This is a genomic window from Gordonia sp. IITR100, assembly GCF_002009645.1.
GTDB lineage: Bacteria > Actinomycetota > Actinomycetes > Mycobacteriales > Mycobacteriaceae > Gordonia > Gordonia hongkongensis.
Map to the genome: position 1 here is coordinate 165,075 of NZ_MVKV01000009.1, position 22,087 is coordinate 187,161.

At 68.8% G+C, this 22,087-nt stretch carries 25 protein-coding genes; 5 read left to right on the forward strand and 20 right to left on the reverse strand.

Annotation, left to right across the window (positions count from 1 at the left end):
• Positions 1-4 precede the first annotated feature (4 nt).
• Genes mftG through mftE form a run of 3 tightly spaced genes read right to left on the reverse strand, consistent with a single transcriptional unit; the run spans position 5 to position 3,578 of the window.
• A complete protein-coding gene (gene mftG / locus B1818_RS14505; RefSeq protein WP_078113116.1) occupies positions 5-1,345 on the reverse strand; it encodes a mycofactocin system GMC family oxidoreductase MftG in 1,341 nt (446 codons plus the stop codon).
• Positions 1,342-2,871 (reverse strand): mycofactocin biosynthesis glycosyltransferase MftF, encoded by a 1,530-nt coding sequence (gene mftF / locus B1818_RS14510; protein WP_078113117.1) that lies wholly within the window; start codon positions 2,869-2,871, stop codon positions 1,342-1,344. The genes mftG and mftF overlap by 4 nt, the downstream gene beginning before the upstream one ends.
• The gene (gene mftE, locus B1818_RS14515) at positions 2,868-3,578 is read right to left on the reverse strand and encodes a mycofactocin biosynthesis peptidyl-dipeptidase MftE (RefSeq protein ID WP_058252356.1); all 711 of its coding nucleotides are present in this window, start codon (positions 3,576-3,578) and stop codon (positions 2,868-2,870) included. Before mftE ends, mftF begins: the two co-directional genes overlap by 4 nt.
• Positions 3,579-3,758: 180 nt before the next feature.
• Here mftE and B1818_RS14520 point away from each other — a divergent pair, with 180 nt between their 5' ends.
• Positions 3,759-4,871 (forward strand): CaiB/BaiF CoA-transferase family protein, encoded by a 1,113-nt coding sequence (locus tag B1818_RS14520; protein ID WP_058252357.1) that lies wholly within the window; start codon positions 3,759-3,761, stop codon positions 4,869-4,871.
• Positions 4,872-5,111: 240 nt separating this feature from the next.
• On the opposite strand, the gene B1818_RS14525 is transcribed toward B1818_RS14520, so the two are convergent.
• The 5 genes from B1818_RS14525 to mftA all read right to left on the reverse strand — a co-directional run bounded on the left by B1818_RS14525 (position 5,112) and on the right by mftA (position 9,114).
• Positions 5,112-5,924, reverse strand: a complete 813-nt coding sequence (locus B1818_RS14525; RefSeq protein ID WP_078113118.1) for a mycofactocin-coupled SDR family oxidoreductase — start codon at positions 5,922-5,924, stop codon at positions 5,112-5,114.
• 61 nt (positions 5,925-5,985) lie between these two features.
• Positions 5,986-7,185 carry a pre-mycofactocin synthase MftD gene (mftD, locus tag B1818_RS14530; protein ID WP_058252359.1) on the reverse strand — a complete coding sequence of 400 codons (1,200 nt, stop codon included), beginning with the start codon at positions 7,183-7,185 and terminating at the stop codon, positions 5,986-5,988.
• 102 nt (positions 7,186-7,287) lie between these two features.
• A complete protein-coding gene (gene mftC / locus B1818_RS14535) occupies positions 7,288-8,583 on the reverse strand; it encodes a mycofactocin radical SAM maturase (RefSeq protein WP_058252360.1) in 1,296 nt (431 codons plus the stop codon).
• A gap of 73 nt (positions 8,584-8,656) precedes the next feature.
• The gene (gene mftB, locus B1818_RS14540) at positions 8,657-9,007 is read right to left on the reverse strand and encodes a mycofactocin biosynthesis chaperone MftB (protein ID WP_058252361.1); all 351 of its coding nucleotides are present in this window, start codon (positions 9,005-9,007) and stop codon (positions 8,657-8,659) included.
• Positions 9,007-9,114, reverse strand: coding sequence for a mycofactocin precursor MftA (gene mftA, locus B1818_RS14545; protein ID WP_058252362.1), 108 nt, complete (start codon positions 9,112-9,114; stop codon positions 9,007-9,009). Before mftA ends, mftB begins: the two co-directional genes overlap by 1 nt.
• Before the next feature lie 158 nt (positions 9,115-9,272).
• Between mftA and mftR the strand changes: the two genes are divergently transcribed.
• The 3 genes from mftR to B1818_RS14560 all read left to right on the forward strand — a co-directional run bounded on the left by mftR (position 9,273) and on the right by B1818_RS14560 (position 11,522).
• Positions 9,273-9,890, forward strand: a complete 618-nt coding sequence (mftR, locus tag B1818_RS14550) for a mycofactocin system transcriptional regulator (RefSeq protein WP_058252363.1) — start codon at positions 9,273-9,275, stop codon at positions 9,888-9,890.
• Between the two features lie 131 nt (positions 9,891-10,021).
• Positions 10,022-11,080, forward strand: a complete 1,059-nt coding sequence (locus tag B1818_RS14555) for a ferredoxin--NADP reductase (protein ID WP_058252364.1) — start codon at positions 10,022-10,024, stop codon at positions 11,078-11,080.
• 52 nt (positions 11,081-11,132) lie between these two features.
• The gene (locus tag B1818_RS14560; protein ID WP_058252436.1) at positions 11,133-11,522 is read left to right on the forward strand and encodes a hypothetical protein; all 390 of its coding nucleotides are present in this window, start codon (positions 11,133-11,135) and stop codon (positions 11,520-11,522) included.
• A gap of 8 nt (positions 11,523-11,530) precedes the next feature.
• Here B1818_RS14560 and B1818_RS14565 read toward each other — a convergent pair whose 3' ends face one another.
• From B1818_RS14565 to B1818_RS14610, 10 genes are all read right to left on the reverse strand, one after another.
• The gene (locus tag B1818_RS14565; protein WP_078113119.1) at positions 11,531-12,268 is read right to left on the reverse strand and encodes a DNA alkylation repair protein; all 738 of its coding nucleotides are present in this window, start codon (positions 12,266-12,268) and stop codon (positions 11,531-11,533) included.
• Positions 12,269-12,275: 7 nt separating this feature from the next.
• Positions 12,276-13,469, reverse strand: coding sequence for an NAD(P)/FAD-dependent oxidoreductase (locus B1818_RS14570; protein ID WP_058252366.1), 1,194 nt, complete (start codon positions 13,467-13,469; stop codon positions 12,276-12,278).
• A gap of 88 nt (positions 13,470-13,557) precedes the next feature.
• Positions 13,558-14,130 (reverse strand): hypothetical protein, encoded by a 573-nt coding sequence (locus tag B1818_RS14575; RefSeq protein ID WP_058252367.1) that lies wholly within the window; start codon positions 14,128-14,130, stop codon positions 13,558-13,560.
• Positions 14,127-14,765 carry a hypothetical protein gene (locus B1818_RS14580; RefSeq protein ID WP_058252368.1) on the reverse strand — a complete coding sequence of 213 codons (639 nt, stop codon included), beginning with the start codon at positions 14,763-14,765 and terminating at the stop codon, positions 14,127-14,129. The genes B1818_RS14575 and B1818_RS14580 overlap by 4 nt, the downstream gene beginning before the upstream one ends.
• A 28-nt stretch (positions 14,766-14,793) precedes the next feature.
• Positions 14,794-15,333, reverse strand: coding sequence for a hypothetical protein (locus tag B1818_RS14585; RefSeq protein WP_078113120.1), 540 nt, complete (start codon positions 15,331-15,333; stop codon positions 14,794-14,796).
• Positions 15,330-15,926 (reverse strand): hypothetical protein, encoded by a 597-nt coding sequence (locus B1818_RS14590; RefSeq protein ID WP_078113121.1) that lies wholly within the window; start codon positions 15,924-15,926, stop codon positions 15,330-15,332. The genes B1818_RS14585 and B1818_RS14590 overlap by 4 nt, the downstream gene beginning before the upstream one ends.
• Before the next feature lie 11 nt (positions 15,927-15,937).
• Positions 15,938-16,867 (reverse strand): SDR family oxidoreductase, encoded by a 930-nt coding sequence (locus B1818_RS14595; RefSeq protein WP_078113122.1) that lies wholly within the window; start codon positions 16,865-16,867, stop codon positions 15,938-15,940.
• 75 nt (positions 16,868-16,942) lie between these two features.
• Positions 16,943-17,575, reverse strand: a complete 633-nt coding sequence (locus B1818_RS14600; RefSeq protein WP_078113123.1) for a TetR/AcrR family transcriptional regulator — start codon at positions 17,573-17,575, stop codon at positions 16,943-16,945.
• A complete protein-coding gene (locus B1818_RS14605; RefSeq protein WP_078113124.1) occupies positions 17,572-17,805 on the reverse strand; it encodes a hypothetical protein in 234 nt (77 codons plus the stop codon). The genes B1818_RS14600 and B1818_RS14605 overlap by 4 nt, the downstream gene beginning before the upstream one ends.
• 100 nt (positions 17,806-17,905) lie before the next feature.
• On the reverse strand, positions 17,906-18,916 hold the full coding sequence (locus B1818_RS14610; RefSeq protein ID WP_078113125.1) for an o-succinylbenzoate synthase: 1,011 nt from the start codon (positions 18,914-18,916) through the stop codon (positions 17,906-17,908).
• A gap of 87 nt (positions 18,917-19,003) precedes the next feature.
• Here B1818_RS14610 and B1818_RS14615 point away from each other — a divergent pair, with 87 nt between their 5' ends.
• Positions 19,004-19,939: an oxygenase MpaB family protein gene (locus B1818_RS14615; RefSeq protein WP_078113126.1), complete on the forward strand. Its 936-nt coding sequence runs from the start codon at positions 19,004-19,006 to the stop codon at positions 19,937-19,939.
• 325 nt (positions 19,940-20,264) lie between these two features.
• Here the strand turns inward: B1818_RS14615 and B1818_RS14620 are convergent, their stop codons facing one another.
• Both B1818_RS14620 and B1818_RS14625 read right to left on the reverse strand, forming a co-directional pair.
• The gene (locus tag B1818_RS14620) at positions 20,265-21,011 is read right to left on the reverse strand and encodes an alpha/beta fold hydrolase (RefSeq protein WP_058252437.1); all 747 of its coding nucleotides are present in this window, start codon (positions 21,009-21,011) and stop codon (positions 20,265-20,267) included.
• A gap of 85 nt (positions 21,012-21,096) precedes the next feature.
• Positions 21,097-22,068: an alpha/beta hydrolase family protein gene (locus B1818_RS14625; RefSeq protein WP_058252376.1), complete on the reverse strand. Its 972-nt coding sequence runs from the start codon at positions 22,066-22,068 to the stop codon at positions 21,097-21,099.
• Between the last annotated feature and the right edge of the window lie 19 nt (positions 22,069-22,087).

The following is a 22,087-nucleotide window of genomic DNA, read 5'->3' on the forward strand; positions in this document are numbered from 1 at the left end:
CGCCTCACCGTTGCGCGAGGACATCACCGATCCGGCACGCCATCATCATGATCGTCGCGTGCGGGCCACTGCGCCCGCTGGTGGGCAGAATGGACCCGTCGACGATCCGGAGTCCGCGAACCCCGTACACCCCGCCGAGCCAATCGGTCCGGACGCCCATCGGCATCGTCCCCCACGCGTGCTGGGAGAACCCCGCCCGATCGGCGATCCGCACGCTCCCCGGGACGACGACGTCGGCGAACTCGGGCGCCCGCAGCATCTCCACGACTCCCGCGGCCGCCGTCCGCAACGCGATGGCGGTAGCCGGGTCGGGTTCGTCGAACTCCATCCGTACTGCGGCGCCGTCGGCGGCGATCCGTACCGCCGAATGCCTCATCGCGGTCACCTCGACGATTGGACCCCACGCGCGCAGACCACGAATGTACGAGGCGAAATCATCTCGATAACAACGTATTTCGAGACCGCTGTCGGTGTGCACCACGGTCGGCAACACCATGCCCGGCCCCGCCGGTGTCCGCCTGGCGTACGACACCGCCAGGCCTCGATGCTCCCCGGCACCCAGCGAACGGGCACCTGCGCGACCCTCGATGGCAAGTGCGGGCAACTCCGAACGCAACAGGATCCCCGCGGTGCCGAGGGTGCCCGCGGCGAGGATCACCTCGCCCGCGCCGACCGTGAGCGAGCCCGCGTGCACGCCCGTCACCGTCGTACCCCCGGCCGACGCCACACGGTCCACCGTGCAACCGGTCACGACCCGGAGGTTGGGTCGCGACAGCGCCGGGACGAGGTACGCGTCGGCCGCCGAGCGGCGCGCGAGCCCGCTCCGATTGATCGGCACCCGGTTGAGCCCGACCACCGGCCACCGCTGCGCGAGCGGACGGACCGGTGCCCGCGCCGTCCAGTAGCGCTCGAAAGCGGTTCCGGCGTCTCCGAGTTCGTCGTCGGCGACGGGTTCGACACCCATGGTGCCGCCGAGCGCGTCCAGTTCGTCGTACGCATCGGCGATGGCGTCAAGCCCCCACCCGGCCGGCCACGTTCCGAAGTCGTCGCGATGCCACCTGAGGAAGTACCCGCCGTTCACCGCCGACGAACCGCCGAGAGCCGACCCGCGGGCAGCCGACACCCCGAGGTTCGTGTCGTGGCGGACCGCGTGCGGGGCGGCGTCGTCGATCGGTAGCCGAGACAGCTCGAGGTCCGCGGGGGTCGGCAGGCCTCCCGGACCGCGTTCCAGCAGCACGACCGCACGGTCGGGGTTCCGCGAGAGCCGCTCGGCGAGCACGCATCCGGCGCTGCCGGCGCCGACGATGACGACGTCAGCGGTGAGCGACCGGTCGGTCGTCGTCATCGAGAGATGACCGGGCGCAACGCTTCCGGGTCTCGGTGGGTGATGACGCCTTGCCACAGGCCCGCACCGTAGGCCAGGTCGTCGAGCCGGTGCATGAGGATGTAGCGCAGCGGACCGAGCGTGGGCGGACTGGTCGGATCGGCGAGCAGATCCCGGACCCAGGACACCACCCCCTCGACGATCGCCACCTGCACGGCGAGGGTGCGGAAACGCTTCGACACGAGGGCGAGCAACACCGCCACCGGCCAATAGTGACGGCAGATGGCGTCCGCGGCCTGTAACAGTCCGAACCCGGCCGCTCGTCCGGTCATCTGCGCCGACACCAGCGGGGCCGACGGCAGATCGCCCAGCCGGCGCCGCATCCGAACCGCCAGATGGGTGAGAATGATCATCGCCAGGGCGGCACCGAACCGCGTCCGCGACAGCAACGCGACCACCGCGGCGGCCATCGGAACCGACATCTTCATCGGCGCCGCCCGGTCACCGTGCCGGGAGGCCAGGTGCGCGGCGCCGGTGCCGTAGAAACAGCGACGCGAGAGCACCGAGCGCAGGTCGGCGCGGTGCTCATGGGCCACACGAGCCACCGGGTCGTAACGGATCCGCCACCCCTCCGCGTGCATCCGCCAGCACGCGTCGACGTCCTCGGCCACCCGCAACGACTCGTCGAAACCGCAGAAAGCGCTGCGCCGCACCACCATCGCGGCGCTGGGCACATACGGGGTCCGGGTCGAGGGCGCCACCGCGGACTCCTCGGGTCCCATGTCCAGGGAGGACCACCCGTTCTCGTACCGCTCGGCCAGCGAGGACGCCACCGCCGCGTCGGACTGCAATCCGACGATGCGCGGCGCGACGAGCCCGACCGTGGGGTCGGAGAAGTGCGTCAGCAGGATGGTGAGCCAATCCGGGTCGGGTACGACGTCGGAGTCGAGGAATGCGACGAAGTCGGTCGTCGCGGCCTCCGCCCCCGCGTTGCGCGCCGCGGACGGACCACGGTTGTCGTCGAAGCGCAGGACCCGCGCCGTGGGCCGGTCCGCCACGATCGGGGTCGCGGAGCCGTCGTCCACGACGATGACCGTCAGCCCGTCGAGGGCATCGAGCAGGCGATCGATGCCAACCTGGTTGTCCCGGACCGGGACGACCACGGTCACGTCCTGCGGCTGCGGCCCGAACATGGGCCGGGGATTGGCGATCCCCGCGTCCAGCAGTGCGCGCGCCAGTCGTCGGGTCACGTTGTCGCACACCTCGATCCGACCGTCCTCGGAGGTCATCCCGAGTGCGGTGTCGGACATGCGCAGCAGCCGCGTCGGCGAACCGCCGACCAGATACCGGAAGTCGCCCGCCTTGGCACAGCGCAGGTCGATCTGCACCTGGAAGCCGTCGGGCAGATCGGTGCGCGGCCCCGGAGGCGCGTCGGCGTCCGAGTGCGCTCCGGGTTCGACGGACTCCGAGTCGTCCCGGGCGGAGGCGTCGTCCGCGTCCTGGTTCCCGGCCCAGCGTCGTGGGGCCGAGTCGTCGAGGGCCGTCATCCCAGGCGCCCCAGATCGTCGATCTGCCACGACTCCAGGGCGGCCCACAGGCGGTCGGTCACCCCGTCGACCAGACCCGCCCCCGTCTCGGCGCTCGCGCCCTCCGGGTCGCCGAGGACACCGTTGGGACTCACGGCGGCGACACCGCCCGACCGCATCGCCCCCATCAGCGCCCCCACCGGCTCCCGGTTGCCCGCCACGGCACGGTCGGGATCCACGACGGACGGCGAAACATGCAGCAGCACAGATGTTTCGGTGAATCCCGCGTGGGCGTCGGCGCCTTCGAAAGCGCACGGGAACCAGGCGACGTCCCGGCCCTCGTAGCGGAGTCGGGTCACCGCCTCGATCAGCGTCCGGGTGTTCCCGCCATGTCCGTTGACGAACACCACGCGCGCCGCCCATCGGCACGCACTGCGGCCGTACTCGACGAGGAGGCCGCGCAACGCCTCGTGTCCGATCGAGATGGTCCCGGCGAAGCCCTCGTGTTCGCCGCTGGCGCCGTAGTTCAGATCCGGTGCGCACAGGAGTCCGGAGGCCTTCGATCGCCCGCAGACGCGCTCGGCGATCGCCGACGCGATACGCGTGTCGGTGTCGAGCGGGAGGTGGGGCCCGTGCTGCTCGACCGAACCGAGGGGCACCAGCAGGGTGATCACCTGCCCATCGAGGTCTGGCCAGTTGCACTGCCCCAACGCCGATGGCACCGTCATTCGACCAATGCTAGCGACGGTGCCTGCGAGTGTGTCGGTCTCGCCCGAAAAACGGAGCGAAAAACGCGTCCAGATGTCGCGAACCACCACTCTGACGAGCGTTCGATCGGTTGTGGAATGCTGAGAGCATCCAGTGACACCTGACACAGTGCGCGAACAACGATCGGGAGGACGACACCCATGAGCAGTGCCACACCACACGACAGCGGCAAGCCCGGCCCTCTGAGTTCGATCCGGGTCATCGAGTTCGCCGGTATCGGCCCCGGTCCGCATGCCGCCATGCTGCTGGCCGATCTCGGCGCCGACGTCGTGCGCGTTCAGCGCCCGGGGTCGCTGCCCAAGCCCGGCCGCAATGCCGATGCTCTGCTCCGCGGCCGACGCGTCGTCGAGGCCAACCTCAAGGACGACAACGACCGGGAGACCATTCTCGGCCTCGTCGCCAAGGCCGATGTGATCCTCGAGGGTTTCCGTCCCGGCGTGATGGAACGGCTCGGACTCGGACCCGACGACCTCGAGAAGGTCAATCCCGGCCTCGTCTACGGGCGCATGACCGGCTGGGGACAGGACGGACCCCGTGCCAACCTCGCCGGCCACGACATCAACTACATCTCGCTCACGGGCATGCTGCACGCCATCGGACGCAAGGACGATCGTCCCGTGCCCCCGCTCAACCTGGCCGGTGACTTCGGCGGCGGTTCGATGTTCCTCGTCGTCGGTGTGCTCGCGGCACTGCTCGAGCGCGGGGTGTCCGGCCGGGGGCAGGTCGTCGACGCGGCCATGGTCGACGGCGCTTCCGTTCTCGGACAGATGATGTGGGCGTTCCGCGGCACCGGACTGTGGAGCGACACCCGGGGTGTGAACATGCTCGACACCGGCGCTCCGTACTACGAGGTCTACGAGACCTCGGACGGCAAGTACATGGCGGTCGGCGCGATCGAACCGCAGTTCTACGCCGAGCTGCTCAAGGGCCTCGAACTCACCGACGCCGACCTGCCGGACCAGAACGACATCGCCCAGTGGGGGAAGCTGAAGGAGATCTTCACCGAGACCTTCAAGTCGCGCACCCGCGACGAATGGGCCGCGGTCTTCGAGGGCACGGACGCCTGCACCTCGCCGGTCCTCACCTTCGCCGAGGCACCTGCCGACGCCCACATGGCCGCCCGCGCCAACCTCGTCGACATCGACGGCGTGACCCAGGCCCAGGTGGCACCGCGCTTCTCGCGCACCAAGCCGGAGACCCCCACGGGCCCGACCACCGAGGCGACCGATCCGTCGACGCTCTGGGCCGACTGAGGGTCCCGCCACCGCTTCTCCGTGCGGGAGAAGCGGTGGCGACCCGCCCATTGCTCCCCGAGGTTCCAGGAGCGAAAGCCGCCGGGCCGAGCAAGCGACGAAGGAGCGCGTCGAGGTCGACGAGCCACGAAGGGCGACAACTCACGTCGCCCTTCGTGGCTCGCTTCGCTCGCACCTCAGGGAGCAGATGAATCGGCCACTCGCCCTCGAACGCAAGGGTTCTTCCGCGGCCGCGCGGCGTCAGACCTTCGAATGCCCCATGTCGATCTGGAACTCGGCCGCGGTGATCCCCTTGGCACTGTCGGACGCGAGGTAGAGGACGGCGTCGGAGATCTCGTCGAGCGCGGCGACCGGATGGTAGTCGAGGATCGACGTGAAATGCGGGTTGACCCAGGGGATTCCGAAGATCCGGTGGGCCTCGGTGTCAGCCACACCCATCGGGGTGTCGACCGCGTACGGGTGCACGCTGTTCACCCGGATGCGATGGTGACCGAGCTCTTTCGCGGTCGTCTGGGTCAGTCCGACGAGTCCGTACTTCGACGCCGAGTACGACGCCTGCAGCGGCATCGCCTTCAGCCCCGCGACGGAACTGATGACGGTGATCGAGCCCCCGTTGCCCGCCTCGAGCATCTCCGGAATGGTGGCCTTCAGCGTCTTCCACGCGCCGACGAGGTTGATGTCGACGACGTCGGTGAACTGCTCTTCGCTGAGCTCCCAGACCTTGCCCCAGGTCAGCACCCCGGCGTTGGCGACGACGTGGTCGAGCCGACCGAACTGCTCGACGGCGTCGGCCACGAGCTGCTGCTGGAAAGCAAGATCGCGCGTATCTCCCTGCCGTGCAAGGATCTTGCCGCCGACGCCCTCGACGAGACGAATCGTCTCGGCGAGGTCGTCGGCCGTGGCCGCGGGGTAGGTCGCGTGGTCGATGATCGGACCCGCGATGTCGAGGCCGACGATCGCGGCCCCCTCACGGGCGAACCGGATCGCATGATTGCGACCTTGACCTCGGGCGATGCCGGTGATGTAGACGACCTTGCCGTCGAACTGTCCCATGGCAGAACTGTAACACGTTCTAGTTCTGCTCCCCAGTGTTCGCCGGGGCCCGACGAACGGTTCAGGCGTGCCCGAACGCGCGGGTGAAGCCGTCGGGTACGACGAGGTCGGCGGCCGAGAGCTCGTGCACGCTCTTGTGGCCGAGACCCATCAGCACGCCGTCGAGTCCCATGCGCATGAGGTCCAGCACGTTCTCGACACCGGCCTGGCCGTTGGCGGCTAGACCCCAGAGGTACGCACGGCCGATCATGACCGCGCGGGCACCGAGTGCGAGCGCTTTGGCGACGTCACTGCCGCGACGGATCCCGCCGTCGAGCAGGACCTCGATGTCGTTGCCCACCGCGGCCGCGATGTCGGGAAGGAGGCGGATCGTCGCCGGCGTGCCGTCGAGATTGTTGCCCCCGTGGTTGGACACCGACAGTGCCGTCGCGCCGATGTCCACTGCCCGCTTCGCGTCGTCGAGACGGGTGATGCCCTTGACCATGAAGGGGCCATCCCACTGCTCGCGCAACCACTTCAGGTCCTCCCAGGTGGGCGGCGGCGTGTTCATCCAGGACCCGTAGGCCCCGAAGAACGTCGGCCCGGGCACCCCCTGCGGTGTGAGGTTCGGCGCGGTCAGGTCGGGGATGTTGATCTTCCCGCCCTTGACCCAATCGAGTGCGTACCTCGGCTTGACCGCGATCTCCGGCCCCAGACGGAGAAGCGCCTTGAGGTCGACCTTCTCGGGGATCTCGGGGCTGCCCCAGTCGCGTCCGACGTTGAAGACCCAGTCGGTCGTGACGATCAGCCCCTTCGCGCCGGCCGCCTTCGCGCGCTCGGCTCGCGCGAGGATCTCCTCGCGGCTGCCCAGCCAGTAGATCTGGAAGAACACCTTGTCATTGACCGCGGTGACCTCCTCGACCGCGTGCGAGGCGAAGCTCGACAGCCCCATCGCCGTTCCGCGGGCCGCGGCGGCGCGGGCGACGGCGACTTCACCCTCCGGGTCGACGGCCTGCACGCCGGTCGGCGAGATCATCACCGGGAACGAGATCTCTTGCCCCATCACCGTTGTCGTCATCTCGCGGTCGGACTGCACACCGACGACGTGCGGCGCCCAGCCCAGTTCGGAGAACGCGCGGACGTTGTCGTCGACGGTGACACCGGCCTGCGTACCGGCGACCAGCGACGAGTACACCGATTTGGGCAGCCGCTTCTTGGCCCGGCGCTGCGCCTCGGTGACGGTCTCGAACCAGGGATTTCGGGCCCAGGGGTTGGCAGACATGTTCTTCCTACTCATTGATCCATCCATGGAGACCGGTTGGCTCTCATGGAGACGGGGCGCCGGTTCCGACGACGGCGCGCCCCGTGGTGTACCGCGGGCGATCTACCGCGCGGCGGGGGTGAACCCGGCGAGCGGGTTCTCGTCACAGGACTTGGTGGGACGCGAGGCCACCGGGGTCAGGTCGCCGTCGGGCCGCCGGGTCATCAGGGTCAGCGGCGTGCCGCGTGAATGGTCCTTGTTGGCGGTCGGTTTCGTGCGGTCGCCGGCGAGGAGTTCCTCACCGTAACCCTGCACGCACTCCGGGTCCGGGCCGGCGAGCGGGAGGCCGGTGAAGAACTTCGCGGCCATGCACCCGCCGCGGCAGGCGTCGAAATGCGCACACTTCGTGCAGGCGCCGGCGTTCTGCGGTTCGCGCAATTCGGTGAACAGGTCCGACCGCTGCCAGATCTCCTGGAAACCGCCGTCGGACAGGATGTTCCCGGCGAGGAAGTTCTCGTGGATCGCGAACGGGCACGCGTACACGTCACCGACCGGGTCGATGAGGCAGACCACGCGTCCCGCACCACACAGATTGAGGCCGGGGAGGCCGCCGCCGGAATCGGAACCGAACGCCGACAGATGGAAGAACGAGTCACCCGTCAGCACTCGATCACCGTGTGCGACAAGCCAGTCGTAGAGTTCGCGCTGCTGGTGCGGCAACGGATGCAGGTCATCCCACACGTCGGCGCCCCGGCCGGAGGGACGCAACCGGGTGATGCGCAGCGTGGCGTTGTAGCGGTCGGCGAGCGCCTTGAACTCGTCGAGTTGCGCGACGTTCTGTCGCGTCATGACGACGCTGATCTTGGCGTCGGCGAAACCCGCCTCTGCCAGGTTCTCCAGCGCACGGACGGCCATGTCGAACGAACCCGGACCGCGGACCGCGTCGTTGACCTCCGCGGTCGCCCCGTCCAGCGAGATCTGGACGTCGACATAATCCGACGCCGCGAGTCTCGCGGCCACCTTCTTGTCGATGCGCAGGCCGTTGGTGGAGAACTTCACCCCCACCTGATGGCTGGTGGCGTAGTCGACGAGCTCCCAGAAGTCCGGGCGAACGGTCGGTTCGCCGCCGCCGATGTTGACGTAGAAGACCTGCATCCGCTGCAACTCGTCGATGATCGCCTTGCACTGTTCGGTGGACAGCTCGCGGGGATCGCGTTTGCCCGACGACGACAGGCAGTGCACGCACGCGAGGTTGCACGCATAGGTCAGTTCCCAGGTGAGGCAGATGGGCGCGTCGAGACCCTTCTCGAACTGGTCGACGAGCCGGCCGACCTTCGGCACCTCGCCGGCGGTCGGTGCGGGCGCCCGGAGTGCACTCGCGAATTCGGTTGCTGTGGGCGGCATCTCGATGGTCGTCATCGTTGAGGTCCTTGCATTCGGGGCTGTCGGTTCGGGACTGGGACGTCCGGGCCGGGACGTCGGGCCTGATCGCTCAGGAGCGGGGCACGATCATGCCGCTGTCGGCGAGGGCGGTGAGCGCCTGCAGGTACAGGGGACGTTGGGCGGGCGAGATCCCGGCGGCGAGGAGGGCGGCCTCCGCCGAGTCGTGGTCGGCGAGTGATTGCACGATGCCGACGACGGTGAGGTTCTTGAGGAACGACAGCTTGCGCGTACCGAAGTGGTACAGCAGCGCGCCGAACGGTTCCGGCCGCAGAGCGACCTTCGGATTGAGCCGCCACGGCTCGAGCGTGTCGAAACCGGGCGCCTCGGCTGGGGTGTCGAACCGGACCCCGGCGACCGCGGAACGGTCGCCGGAGATCGGATTCGATGTCGGGGCTGACATCAGTAGACCCCGCACATCCCGTCGATCGAGACCTCTTCGACGAGTGACTCGGCGAGGAGTTCGGTGTCGTTCGAGCTGTGACTGGTCGCAGCGGACTGATCTGCCATGATCCATACCTCCTGGTTGGTGGGTTAGTGATGTGGATCACGACAGACTCTAGTGGCACTCGGTGCAGAAATCCAGCGTTCGCGAGCGAACTGCCCGAATGGCCAGGTGGACGGTTCTGTCGATCCGGACGACACCGGTCCCATAGGCTGAGGTCCCGATGACCACGAAGATGCGCGGTGACGAGCCCGCACGTACCCCGCCGGGCCGGCGCCCCATCACGTCGCGTGCGCAGATCAGCGCACTCGCGATCCGCCTCTTCACCACCCAGGGCTTCGAGGACACCAGCGTCGACGACATCGCCGAGGCGGCCGGGATAGCCCGGCGCACACTGTTCCGGTATTACTCGTCGAAGAACGAGATCCCCTGGGGCGAGTTCGACGACCATCTCCTCGAACTACGCACTCTCCTCGCCGGCATCCCGCCCGAGACGCCGATGGCGCAGGCCCTCGTCGACGCCCTCGTCTCGTTCAACCGGGTGCCCGCCGAGGAACTCGACAACCATCGCCGACGTATGTCCCTCCTCCTCGGGGTGCCTGCGCTGCAGGCACATTCGATGATCGTCTATGCCGACTGGCGTCAGGTCATCGCCGAGTTCTGCGCGACCCGGCTGGGCGTCGATGTCCGCGATCACCTGCCGCAGACCATCGGCTGGCTGTGCCTCGGTGCCGCCCTCGCCGCGTACGAGAAATGGCTCGACGACCCCGATGCCGACCTGGAGACGCTCATCGAGTCCGGCGCGCGCACCGTGGCCGACGGCGTGGCCGCCCTGGCGTGACTACGCTGGCAACGGCCGCAAGTGATCGACCGCAAGCCCCTCGTGGGAACACCGGTCGTTGCGCTAGGCTGAAGTAGAACGTGTTCTAATTTGGGCCGGGGTGCCGGTCCTCGACGGCGGAGACTGCGCACATGTCTGACCTGACCCCTCACGGTTCACGCAGCGTGATCCTCACGGTGTCCGAGGTGATCGACGAGACGGCCGAGGCCAAGTCCATCGCCTTCGAACTACCCGAGGCCTCGCCGAAGCCGTTCACCGATTACAAACCGGGGCAGTTCCTCACGCTACGGATTCCGAGCGAGCAGACTGGTTCGGTCGCGCGCTGCTACTCCCTCGCGTCGTCGCCGTTCACCGACCCGCAGCCCAAGGTGACCGTGAAGCGCACCGCCGACGGCTACGGATCCAACTGGGTGTGCGACAACCTCTCCCCCGGCACCCAGGTCGAGGTGCTGCCGCCATCGGGCGTGTTCACCCCGAAGTCCTATGACACCCCATTGCTGCTCATCGCGGCCGGCAGCGGTGTCACGCCGGTGATGTCGATCCTCAAGGCGGCCCTCGAGAAGGGCGACGCACCGATCGTCTTCTTCTATGCCAACCGGGACGTCGCCGACGTGATCTTCGCCGCCGAACTCCGAGAACTCCTGGCCGCCCACCCAAATCGGCTCACCCTCGTCCACTGGCTCGAATCACTCCAGGGTCTGCCGAGTGCGGCCGCTCTGGCAACGGCTTTCGCGCCCTACGCGACGTCGCACGTCGCCTACATGTGCGGACCGGGCCCGTTCATGGATGCCGTCCACAAGGGTCTGTCGGACGCGAACTTCCCGCACCACAACGTCCACACCGAGGTCTACAACTCGCTGTCCGGCGACCCGTTCGCCGACGTCGAACTCGGCGAGGTGAGTGAGGAGGAGCAGGCGGGTGCCGCCACCGTCGAGGTGGAGCTCGACGGTGAGACCCACACCCTGACCTGGCCTCGCTCACGAACTCTCGTCGACATCATGCTCGCCGCCGGACTCGATGCCCCGTATTCCTGCCAGGAGGGTGAGTGCGGTTCGTGCGCCTGCACTCTCACCGAGGGCAGCGTCGACATGGACAACGCCGGCGCGCTCGACCCCGAGGACATCGAGGACGGGTACATCCTCGGCTGTCAGGCGCATCCGACATCGGACACGCTGAAGGTCGAATTCTGAGAGAGTGGTTCGAGTTCGTGCAGTCACCGGTCCATCGAAGGAGAACGACGACGTGAGCACCATCCGCGGTTCCCGGCTCGACCCCGTCCAGCTCGCCCGTGGCCTCGCCGCGATGCTCATCAGCATCGGAGTGCTCCACTTCGTGGCACCCAAACCGTTCGACGAGATCATCCCGGAGGAGATCCCCGGCGACCCCCGCACGCTGACCTACGCTTCCGGTGTTGCCGAGATCGGTTTGGGCGCGGCACTTCTCGCTCCGAAGACCCGACGCGCCGCCGGCGCGGCGTCGGTGCTGCTGTTCCTCGCCGTCTACCCCGCCAACATCAACATGGTCCGGCTGTGGTGGGACCGGCCGCTGCCCTACAAGATCGTCGCGCTGGCCCGGTTGCCGTTCCAGTTCCCGATGATCTGGGCCGCTGCGAAGGTCGCACGCGAGGGCTGACCCTGTCGTCACAGATCCCGGAGGGCGCGGTAGTGGGCACGCTCCTCCGGGGTCCGGTGTTCGAGCGCGTATGACAGTGCGGTGCGGCCCATCCGGGCAGCGTTGTCGTCCAGGTAGCCGAGCAGGACGCTCTCGTCGACTCGTTTGCCGACCTCCCGCAGCATCCAGCCGAATGCCTTCTGGATGAGACCCCGTCGGTCGTCGCGGACGAGCGGCGCCACCGCGAGCAGTGCCGCCGGGTCGCCGTGCTTGATGAAGGCGAAGGTCGCGATCACCCCCACCCGGCGCCGCCACAGATCGTCGTCCCGCGCGTGTTGCAGGACGAGATCGAGTTCGCCGCTGCGCCGGCAGTATTCGCCGAGGACGGGATCGGCGGACGAGTCGACGAGATCCCAGTTGTTCACCCGGCCGCGGCGCACGGCGTCGAGGTAGAGGTCGACCCAACCCTTGCCGTCGCCGCCGCGGCGTAGCTCGCGTTCGAACTCCTCACGCAGGAGGAACAATGCGATCAGGCGATGCTCGTGGATCGGTGAGTCGAGCAAGTCGACGACCTGATCCGACGCGATGCCGCGGAACCCCTTCGCGAGCTTCCGTTGTACCGGTACACGGATTCCGAGGAATTCGTCACCCTCCCCGTATCCCCCCGGTCGGGCCTGGAAGAACGCAGCCTGGCCGAGCGCGAGCTGCGGGTCGGCCACCTCGGCCGCGGCGTCGCGCACCCGCGTAGCGGTGGGCGTATCCGTCACTGCGTCACTACAGCAGATCCGCCACGGGAGTGGGGGTCTGCAGCTTCGGCCGGGTCTTCATCACGGCACCCACCTTGCCGGCGCCCACCACCCCGGTGAGCACGCCGTCCCGGCTGTAGTAGGCAACGAACTTCTTCCCGTCGTCGTCGACGACGTGGACCTCGTCATCGGCGCGCGGGGAGCCGAGTACCTGGATCTTGACGTCGAACTGGTCGCTCCAGAAATAGGCGACCGACGCGGTGACCGCGTCGCCACCGGTGATCTGGTGCGCGACGACCGAGGCCTGCTCGACCGTGTGGTTCCAGTGCTCGACGCGTTTCGGCCGCCCGTCCTCGTCGAGCCAGTTCGCCACGTCACCGAGGGCGTAGACGCTCTCAGCGCTGGTGTGTCCGGTTGCATCACAGGCGATTCCGCCCCCCACCTCGCGTGCGGCGAACTCGATACCCGACCCGTCCAGGTACCCGGTCACCGGGGTCGAACCGATACCGACGACGACGATGTCGGCGGGCAGGGTGGTGCCGTCGGTGAGTTCGACCGCGCTGACCCGCCCGTCGGACACGTCGATCTTCGCGACCCCGACCCCGGTCCGCAGATCGATGCCGTTGGCCACGTGCAACCGCGACACCAGGGCGCCGATCCGCTCCCCCAGCGCCACGGCGAGCGGCGTCGGAGCCGGTTCGACGAGGCTGACCGCCAGTCCGCGGGCCGCGAGGCCGGCCGCCACCTCGCATCCGATGAAGCCGGCGCCGATGACGACTGCGGTGCTCGCGGAATCGATCTCGCGACGCAGCGCCACCGCGTCGTCGTAGGTGCGGAGCACGTGCGCGCCACGGACGTTCTCTGCGAGACCGGGAAACGGCCGCGGATCGAGCCCGGTCGCCAGTACGAGAGTGTCGTAGGCGACGGTGGCGCCGGAGGCCAGTGTGATCGTCCGGTCCGTCGGTGACACCGCGGTCACCGCTTCACCGAGTCGCAGCGTGATGTCGGAGTCCTCGTAGAACTCCGCGGGTTTGAGATCGACGCGGTCGTCCTTGCCCAGCAGCACCGACTTCGACAGCGGCGGACGGTCGTACGGTGGATGCGCTTCGGCTCCGACGAGGGTGATCGGATCGGTGAAGCCGTTGTTCCGCAGGTTCTCCGCGACCCGGATTCCGCCGAGTCCGGCTCCGACGATCACCACACCCGCGCTCGATGCACTCATCTCTGGTCCCCTTTTCGTCATCCCACCCCGCGAGCACCCGTCTGCGCCGGCGGTCGCGCGGACCGCCCGGGGCCGGGCATCTCGTGTCTCAACGGGTCACGTCGCCGACCGGTTGCAGGTCGGACAGCAGCCAATTCCCGTCGACCTTACGCATAAGTGCCCACCGGGCGATAGAGGTCGTCTCGGCCGGTGGACGACTCGCGGCACCCGGTGCCGGTGAACCGGACCCGGCTGTCACCCGCTGGTCGGCGAAGACGAGCACCCGGGCGCGTTCCGAGTCGCCCTCCTGCAGTCCGGCACCGACGACCTCGCCGGTCACCGACAACGCTGATGCACGGACGCCGGGAACCACGACGTCGGTACCGCGGTTCCGGTACTCCAGGCGTAGCGGGTCGGTCAGCAACGCGTCGGTCGCCTGCCGCCGGTCGGCGGGGTCGTCGGGCGAGTAGGTCAGAAGCGCACTCACGGCAGCCGCAGCCGCGCTGAGGATCTCGCTGCGTTGCGCCTCGGTCGGGTCGGGATCGGGGCGCAGGGTCGCGGCGCCCGCGATCGCCGCGACCACCAGGGATACCGCCGATGCGGCGATGAGAAGCCGCATGCGGATGCGTTGGGTTCGGGTCGGCCGTGCCGGTAGCAGGACCCGGTCGTGAGCGGTGGTCATGGACGCCTCGCCTCGGCGATCTTCCAGCCGCCGTCGGTGCGCGTCATGGTGATCAGCGCCGTGATCCGCTCCCCGGTGGTGTCGATCTCCGAACCGTCCCCCGACCCGCCCAGGAGCGCCGGGTTCGTCGCGTCGGCGACGACGAGCACGTCCACGCTTCCACCGATGTCGTCGGACGACGGATCGGTGACGAGCCCGGCCGAGATCACTTGCCCGACACTCGAACCCCGTTTCCCGCCCACCTCTGTCATCAGTGCCTCCCGGGCGGCGTCGATCCGTTTCAGCTGCGGTCCGGTGCTCACCTCCGCCACGCGTGTCACGTAGCCTTCGGGGTCGGCCGGGTCGGCGGTCAGCATGACGGTGACGGCGCCGCGGGCGGATGCGAGCACGTCGTCCTGCAACTCGGTCGCCGCCTGCTGGCCGCGGATCTGCCAGGCAAGAAAGCCGGCGACGCCAACGAGGACGACCACCGCGATCGCTGCTCCGACGAGAGTCCGGCGCACCGTCTGTGTCCGGCGTGCCGCACGCGCCCGGAGCGCCGGCGCGGCGACGATCCGGGCGGTGCGCGCCCGTCGGGTCGCCGCGTCGACCCGGGCGCGGGCGAGTTCGATTCGCGTGGTGATGGTCTCGGTCATCGTCGCACCCGCAGATTCCGATGGACGGTCATCCGATCACATCCGCCGCCGCGAGGAGCCATGTGTCGTCCGACCGCGCGTAGCGGGCCAGGACCGTGCGTTGAACGGTCGTCGCCGGCCCCGCGGCCGGACGTACTGTCACCACGACACGCAGCAGCGCCTCCCCCTCCGCGGCGTCGACCGCGACGATGCTGACGACCTCGGGGCGCCAGGTCACCGACGACGTCCCCTCGGGCGGGGGCCGATCGAGCTGGGCCCCGTAGCTGTCGGTGAACTCGTCGGCGACCCGCTCCCGCGCCCGCGTCCGGTCCTGCTGCCAGCGGTCCGCATCGACCGAGAAGACGTCCGCGACGATCGTTCCCGCCTGTGCTCGCAACTGGTCTCGGCTCTCCGCGACGTCGGAGCCGGTACGGTGCGAGTTCCACAGGGCGAGCACCACGACGAGCGTCGCGACCAGGACAACCGCCGCGATCGCGAGGCGGATGGCGGCACCTCGCACCCCGATGGGCCGGGTCGTTCCGCGTCCCGGGACCGGCTCGACGCCCGGGGTGTGAGTCGGTGGCGTCATGGAAGGTACTGCACCGCACTCAGTTTCAGCGTGTCGTCGGCCGGTGTGATGAGCACCCGCAACCGGAATCTGCGCGCCTGGTCGCCGGTCTCGGCCGGCGCCGCCCCACCGGTGAAGACGACGGTGGCCGCAATGAGGACCGTGGCGGTGTCGCCGGTCCGGACGGAGATCCCCGTGCCGTCGACAGAGGACTGCGCGACGGTGCCGTTGGCCCGGATGAATTCGGTGTAACTGTCGGCGGATTGGGCGAACTCGTCGTAGAAGGCGCCGGTGGCGCCGGCCAGGATGCGCTGGGCGCGCCGATCGTCTCGGCTGTCCGGGGCGATGAGCACCGCAACCCGGTCGGCCGCCGCGGACTGGAGTTCGGCATCGGAGTACCGCTCACGGTCTCGCTGCCACGCGGTCACCGCCACCCCCGCGAGCACGAGCGCGACGACGAGGACCACCACCGCGACGACCCACCGGAGCCGCGACAGGCGCCGACGGAGTCCGGCCTCGACCTCGAGGGCGTGCAGATCGTCCAGTGCCTCGCGCAGCTCGCGCCTCGCCGCCCGGTCGGCGGACACCTCCCGCACCCCCGACCGAGCACCCATGCCGTCCCTCTTCACGACGACAGGGGCGTGCTCTCCTGGGGCTGCGTCAGACTGTCGCCCGGCGCCCGGGTGTCGACCTTCTCACCGCGGATCCGGCTGGAATATGCCGCGCGCGCCTGCTGGTCGGGGCTCAGGAAGATCGAGTCCAGCTTGGTCAACCGGCGCGACCACCGCTTCATCGCCTGCGGGAACAACGCGCCCGACTCCGCCCACCGCATCGACCGGGGCGCGTAGACGCGGACCACCGGCCGCGCGATCGTCTGCACGACGATCGACGCCACCTCGCCGGGCTCGACGGTCTGGATGAACTTGTTGGTCTGCAGGCCGGAGATCAGGGCGGTTCGCGTGAACGTGGGGAGTACCGCGCTGACGGCGACGCCCTTCGGCTCCAGCTCGGCGCCCAGCGCCTCGGAGAACTCGATGACGGCTGCCTTGGCGCCGTTGTAGATGGTGAGGCCGGGGGTCGGTATGCGCCCGGCCGTCGATGCGATGTTCACGATGTGGCCGGTCCTGCGGGGCGCCATCCGGCGGGCCGCCTCCTGGCATCCGATGATCACGCCCAGGACGTCGATCTCGTAGGTCCGGCGGATGATCGTGTCGTCGTAGGAGAGGAACGGTCCGACCGGCATGATCCCGGCGTTGTTCACGAGCACGTCGATCGGTCCGAGCCGGTTTTCGACCTCGGTCAGGAACGCATCGAAGGACTCGCGTTTGGTCACGTCCACCTCGATGCCCTCGCAACCGAGGTCGGCGGCGGCCTTGCCCACCGCCTCGGAATCCACATCACCGATCGCGACCCTGGCCCCCGCCTCGGACAGCTGGGTCGCGGTCTCGAATCCGATGCCACGCGCGCCGCCGGTGATGACCACGACCTTGTCCCGTAGCGCGGCGCGGATCGCGTCGTGGTCGGGTGTGCGGGACAGCTTGTCACGCAGACTCATTGGATCTCCTTCGGTGGATGCGGACTTCAGACGAGAGGAACGGGGCCGGCGTGGCCCGTCATCTCCGGTGGGGTTTCACCAGATCATCGGTGAGAGGAACTTGGCGGCGAAATCCCGAACGCGCTGGGGTTCGTTGCGAGCAGGGTCCGACGGCGGCGTCTCCAGCAGTGAGATCACCAGTCGCACATGGATCTCGACGGCTTCCAGCAGATCCTCGACGGGCATCTGCGCACCCTCGTCGCGGAGTGTGGCCGCGACCCGGTCGGTGACCATGTCGATGAACAACGACGTCATCGTCGCCGTGACGCTCTTGATCTCGGAGTCGGTGAGGACGATCCGGCTCAGCAGCGGATCGGAGTTGACCCACTCGGCGCCGACGGCGAACGCCTCCACCAGCGCGGCCTTGGGTCCGAGCCCCTTCACCGAGGCCTCGAGTTTCTGCATGCCCGTCTCGTAGGCGTCGTTGGCCACCGCGTAGAGCAGCGCATCCTTGTTCGGAAAGCGCCGGTACAAGGTGCTGCGGCTCACTCCAGCCCGCGCGGCGACCTCGTCGATGTTCGCGCGGCGGACACCGACCTCGGCGAACTCCGCCCCGGCAGCCGCGAGGATCGCGGCTTCCTGGTCGGCCGGGCTGGCGGTGTTGCGGACCTTACGCGTCGAGGTCCGATTCCCGCTGTCGGCCTTGGTTCCGGTGCCTGCCACGGTCATCGCCGCCGACGGGTGGCGGGCAGCGAGTCCTCGGGTGCCGACCAGTGGTCTTCGTGCAGCCGGCGATGTCTGATCTCCGTGATCTCCATCTGGTCAAAATACAGCCCGGCGGTCCGGTGTCCGCGGGCACCGCGACCCCGGCCGACGTGCAACGGGGTTCCGTCGCGGTCGGGAGACGGGACGCCGACCGAATCGACTGCTGCCGGCACTGTCGCCAGAACCGAGGCCATGATCGTCTCCCTCCCGCAACGGCCGCCCCGGGTACGGACGGTCGGCATGTGACCCACATCGCATGATAGACCACGTTGAGACAGATCGGAGAATGCGTTCCTATCCTCGCCCGCGACCCGTGGGCGACCCGTCCATCGTCAGCAGGCGGTGACACCGCCGCAGACGCTCGCGCCACCAATGCTGACGCTCTTCTTCGACCGCGAGTCCGCGCACGTCGACCGAGGCGTCGGTGCCGAACCATCGCGTTCCCACCGAGCCGTCGACCATCTGGAAGGACGCGGCGACATCCGCGGCGAGCAACGACCCGGTGCCCAGCCCGCACGCAAGCTCCAGGCGCGGTAGCGCGGCCGCGGCAGCCACGCCGGCGGCCATCCCGATCGCGCTGTCGAGGGCACTCGAGACCACGATGTCGAGTCCCAGGTTCTCAGCGAGCTGGAGGGTTGCGCGCATGCCGCCGAGCGGCGCGACCTTGACCACCGCCACGTCAGCAGCGTCGGCCGCGACGACACGGTAGGGGTCCTCGGCCTTCCTGATGGATTCGTCGGCAGCGATCGGCACCTCGACCGCCCGACGCACGGCCGCCAGTTCTTCGACTGTGCGACAGGGCTGTTCGGCATACTCGACCTCACCGATGGCGCGCAGGGCGGCGATGGCCTCGTCGACGGTCCAGCCGCCGTTCGCATCGATGCGCACCCTGCCGATGAGCTCCCGCGTCGCCGCGACCCGGGCGACGTCGTCGTCGAGGGTCTGCCCCGGTTCGGCGACCTTGACCTTCGCGGTTCCCGCGCCGGGGTATCGCTGCAGCAATGCGTCGACCTCGTCGGCGGGGATGGCGGGCACGGTCGCGTTGACCGGGACGGTGTCGCGGACCGCGGCGGGAGGGCCGACCCAGGCGGCCTCGATGCCGGCCCGCAGCCACGAGGCCGCCTCCGGGTCGTCGTACTCGACGAACGGACCGAACTCCCCCCAACCCGCCGGCCCCGCGAAGACCATCGTCTCGCGCGTGGTCAGGCCGCGGAATCTCGTACGCATCGGCAGGCGCACCGCGACAGCGGAAGCGAGGACCTCCTCGACGTCGGGAAGCGCCCAGTCCGGTTGCCTGCCCCGCATCGTCCGTCCTCCCTCTCCGCATACAGATCACCCCGCGTCGTTGGAACAACCTTCCAAATTTGTTCCAAGTGCGATATTCTCGCCGCCATGTCAGTCAACCAGGGATTCGACGCCGGTATCCGCGAGGCAGAGCCGATGATCGTCGACGACACTCCGGACACCGCGGGCGAGGTCGCCTCGCCACGTCTGGGCGCCGACTCGCTCGTGTGGAAGTTCTACGGCGACAACCGCGGACTGCTGGGCTTCCAGCGTCTGGCCGGCACCGAGAACTGCATCGAACAACTCGGCCAGGCCGTGCTCGACCACTCGGTCATCTTCAGCGACTTCCTCGGCCGGGCCAAGCGGACCGGCCCCCCGGTCATGCGGACCGTGTACAGCACCGAGCCGGAGAAGTGGGGGCGCACGGTGCGCGACTTCCACCGCGACATCAAGGGCACCATCAGCGACGGATCGCGGTACCACGCACTCAATCCGGAGTTGTTCTACTGGGCGCACGCGACGTTCGTCGACCAGGTCCTCTACATCACCGACACCTTCATCCGACGCCTGAGTTACGCCGAGAAGGTCCAGATTTTCGAGGAGAGCAAGGTCTGGTATCAGCTCTACGGGGTGAGCGATCGCGGGCAGCCGCAGACCTACGAGGAGTTCGTCCAGTATTGGGAAGACATGCTCGACCGGTTCGTGCCGCACAAGACGATCGTCTACGCCACCGGTTACATCCGGCAGGGGCTCCCCCGCCCCAAGAAGATCCCCGCGCCCGTGTGGAAGATCCTGTCGCTTCCGTTGAACGCCTTCATCCGCACCGTTGTCGTCGGAACGCTGCCCCAGCAGATGCGTGACGTGTGCGACCTCGAGTGGAACGACAGGCGCGAGAAGAACTTCCAACGGTTCGCCGCCCTCATGCGGGCTGCCAACCCGTTGATCAACCGCCTGCCGCTCAAGTACCTCTACGTCCCCTGGGCCTACGACGCATGGCGCAAGGTCGGGATCGACCCGCGACCGCTGCACAACAAGCCCGCCTGACCCGCTCCGCTCTCTGAGCTGAGGAGCACCATCCCCCGCCCCCGGAGGAGCACCATCCCGCCCCGGACAAGCGCGATCCCCCGCTCCCTGAGGAGCACCATCCCGCCCCGGAGGAGCACCATCCCGCCCCGGACGAGCGCCATCCCCCGCTCCCTGAGGAGCGAGCTTGCGAGCGTCACGAAGGGTCTTGGTGACATTCGTGGCAGACCCTTCGTGACGCGCCCTCCGCAAGCTCCGGGCGCTCCTCAGGGAGCAGTGGTGGGCCAATGGTTTCGCGGTTCTCTCGGATCAGGAACCAGCGAGCCGGAGATGACGCCGGCAGGCGTCAGTGCCCGAGGAACCCGTCGACGTGGGTGACGAACTCCTCGGCGCGGTCGCGGTGAACGCTGTGCCCCGCCTCGATGGTGACGAACCGCGAGTTCGGCAGGGCGTCGCTGAGGGTCCGCAGGTGGCGCGGCGGCAGGAAGCTCTTCTCGCCACCGGAGATGACCATGGCGGTGGCCTGCACATCCGGCAGCTCCGACCACCAGTGCGGCGCGCAGACGTCGAATTCGGCGACGATCTGGTCGCCCATCCGGCCGTCGTAGCGGATGACCGGAAAGGGGTTGCGCGCGAGCGCGATCAGCCCACGAATCTGCTCGCCCAGGGTGGCGCGCATGGCGATGCCCTCGGACAGATCGGCCTCGTCGCGGGGCATCGGCGGCACCTCTTCGAGCACCAGGCGTCGGATCCTCGTCGGCTCACGCATGGCCACTCGCAGCGCGGTGTGGGCACCGAGCGAATGGCCGACCACGTCGGCGACCGCGATCCCGAGGGTGTCGAGGACATAGGCCAGGTCGTCGCGGAAGTCGTCGAGCCGGTAGACCTCACGGGCCCGGCCGCTGCGACCGTGTCCACGGAGGTCCACGCTGATCACCGCACGCCCGCGGGCGCGGAGTGCCGTCGCGAGCCGGCGCCAGGTCGAATGGTCCGATGCCATCCCGTGCACGAGGACGACCGGTACGCCCCGGTCGGCCTCCCCCGCGATCCGGACCGCGAGGTCGGGGTCGCCGCTTCGACGCAGAACACGCATGACCGTCAGCTTACGAACGTCGGCCGTGCGGGCGCCGTCACACTCCACCCGGCCGTCCGCGCAGACCGCACCTCACCGGTCGTCGTCACCGGTCGCGGAACCAGCCGCTGTTCTTGGCGCGCCACACCATGTCCTCCCAGTACCCCCAGGCGTGTGTCCCGACGGACGGAAAGTCCGTCGTGACCGGGATGCCCTGCAAAGCGGCCGCGACTTCGAACGACCGGGTCTGCGCGAGCGACACCACCTCCAGCGGTGTGCCCTTGACCGAGGCCACGGCGTCGGCGTTGTGCGGACCCCACGTCGCCGAACCGGACCCGATGCGGATCTTCATCCCCCGCATCCGCGGCAGCTGGACGAGTGCATCGTTGCGCGTCCACCGGTCACTCCAGGGCGGTCCCCACATGGCGTCCGCGCTGAACGGACCGACCCCCGCCCCGACACCGGCGTCGATCAACGCGAGCCGAACAGCCTCTCGCATCGTGGGCGCGGACAGGTTCAGGTAGCCGGACATCGAGAAGACGTGCGAGATGCGCTTGCGGTGGTACGCCCCGTAGACCATCGCAGCGTTACCGCCCATGGAGATGCCCATGATCGCGTATTTGCCCAGCGGGCCGACTGCGAGTCCGCGCGCGTCGAGTTCGCGCACGATGGTGTCGAGTCGGCACGTCCACCGATAGCGGTATCCGACCTTGTTGGCCGGGCTCGCCGCTTCCCAATCGGTGTAGAAGCTCGCGAGACCTCCGACCGGTTGGATCACGTTGACGCCGGAGTCGGCGATGCGGTGGACACGCGTGTCGCGACGCCAGCCACTGATGTCACCGGTCGCGCGAAGACCGTCGAGAGCGATGACGGTTTTGCTGTTGCCCCACCGAGTCCAGGTGTCGACCGGGGTGCTCGGCATGCCGCAGCCGGACACATGGAACCTGCCGAACGCGGCCGACGCGGATGCGTTACCCGACCCGATGGTGACCACGCCGACCACCGCGAGGAGCGCGAGGGCGAACGCGAGGGCTCGACGTCGGCGGGCAAGCCGACGCGGCCGTAGTGAAAGCTGCACCGACGAACTGTAATTCGAC

Bases quoted from the DNA above. Each gene is read 5' to 3' on its own strand.
- B1818_RS14600 (WP_078113123.1), bottom strand. From the start codon at position 17,575: ATGACCGTGGCAGGCACCGGAACCAAGGCCGACAGCGGGAATCGGACC.
- B1818_RS14520 (WP_058252357.1), top strand. From the start codon at position 3,759: ATGAGCAGTGCCACACCACACGACAGCGGCAAGCCCGGCCCTCTGAGT.
- B1818_RS14590 (WP_078113121.1), bottom strand. From the start codon at position 15,926: ATGGGTGCTCGGTCGGGGGTGCGGGAGGTGTCCGCCGACCGGGCGGCG.
- mftR (WP_058252363.1), top strand. From the start codon at position 9,273: ATGACCACGAAGATGCGCGGTGACGAGCCCGCACGTACCCCGCCGGGC.
- mftG (WP_078113116.1), bottom strand. From the start codon at position 1,345: ATGACGACGACCGACCGGTCGCTCACCGCTGACGTCGTCATCGTCGGC.
- mftD (WP_058252359.1), bottom strand. From the start codon at position 7,185: ATGTCTGCCAACCCCTGGGCCCGAAATCCCTGGTTCGAGACCGTCACC.
- mftC (WP_058252360.1), bottom strand. From the start codon at position 8,583: ATGACGACCATCGAGATGCCGCCCACAGCAACCGAATTCGCGAGTGCA.
- mftE (WP_058252356.1), bottom strand. From the start codon at position 3,578: ATGACGGTGCCATCGGCGTTGGGGCAGTGCAACTGGCCAGACCTCGAT.
- B1818_RS14575 (WP_058252367.1), bottom strand. From the start codon at position 14,130: ATGACCACCGCTCACGACCGGGTCCTGCTACCGGCACGGCCGACCCGA.
- mftA (WP_058252362.1), bottom strand. From the start codon at position 9,114: ATGGCAGATCAGTCCGCTGCGACCAGTCACAGCTCGAACGACACCGAA.
- B1818_RS14605 (WP_078113124.1), bottom strand. From the start codon at position 17,805: ATGGCCTCGGTTCTGGCGACAGTGCCGGCAGCAGTCGATTCGGTCGGC.
- mftF (WP_078113117.1), bottom strand. From the start codon at position 2,871: ATGACGGCCCTCGACGACTCGGCCCCACGACGCTGGGCCGGGAACCAG.
- B1818_RS14525 (WP_078113118.1), bottom strand. From the start codon at position 5,924: ATGGGACAGTTCGACGGCAAGGTCGTCTACATCACCGGCATCGCCCGA.
- B1818_RS14620 (WP_058252437.1), bottom strand. From the start codon at position 21,011: ATGCGTGTTCTGCGTCGAAGCGGCGACCCCGACCTCGCGGTCCGGATC.
- B1818_RS14610 (WP_078113125.1), bottom strand. From the start codon at position 18,916: ATGCGGGGCAGGCAACCGGACTGGGCGCTTCCCGACGTCGAGGAGGTC.
- B1818_RS14555 (WP_058252364.1), top strand. From the start codon at position 10,022: ATGTCTGACCTGACCCCTCACGGTTCACGCAGCGTGATCCTCACGGTG.
- B1818_RS14615 (WP_078113126.1), top strand. From the start codon at position 19,004: ATGTCAGTCAACCAGGGATTCGACGCCGGTATCCGCGAGGCAGAGCCG.
- B1818_RS14570 (WP_058252366.1), bottom strand. From the start codon at position 13,469: ATGAGTGCATCGAGCGCGGGTGTGGTGATCGTCGGAGCCGGACTCGGC.
- B1818_RS14595 (WP_078113122.1), bottom strand. From the start codon at position 16,867: ATGAGTCTGCGTGACAAGCTGTCCCGCACACCCGACCACGACGCGATC.
- B1818_RS14585 (WP_078113120.1), bottom strand. From the start codon at position 15,333: ATGACGCCACCGACTCACACCCCGGGCGTCGAGCCGGTCCCGGGACGC.
- B1818_RS14580 (WP_058252368.1), bottom strand. From the start codon at position 14,765: ATGACCGAGACCATCACCACGCGAATCGAACTCGCCCGCGCCCGGGTC.
- mftB (WP_058252361.1), bottom strand. From the start codon at position 9,007: ATGTCAGCCCCGACATCGAATCCGATCTCCGGCGACCGTTCCGCGGTC.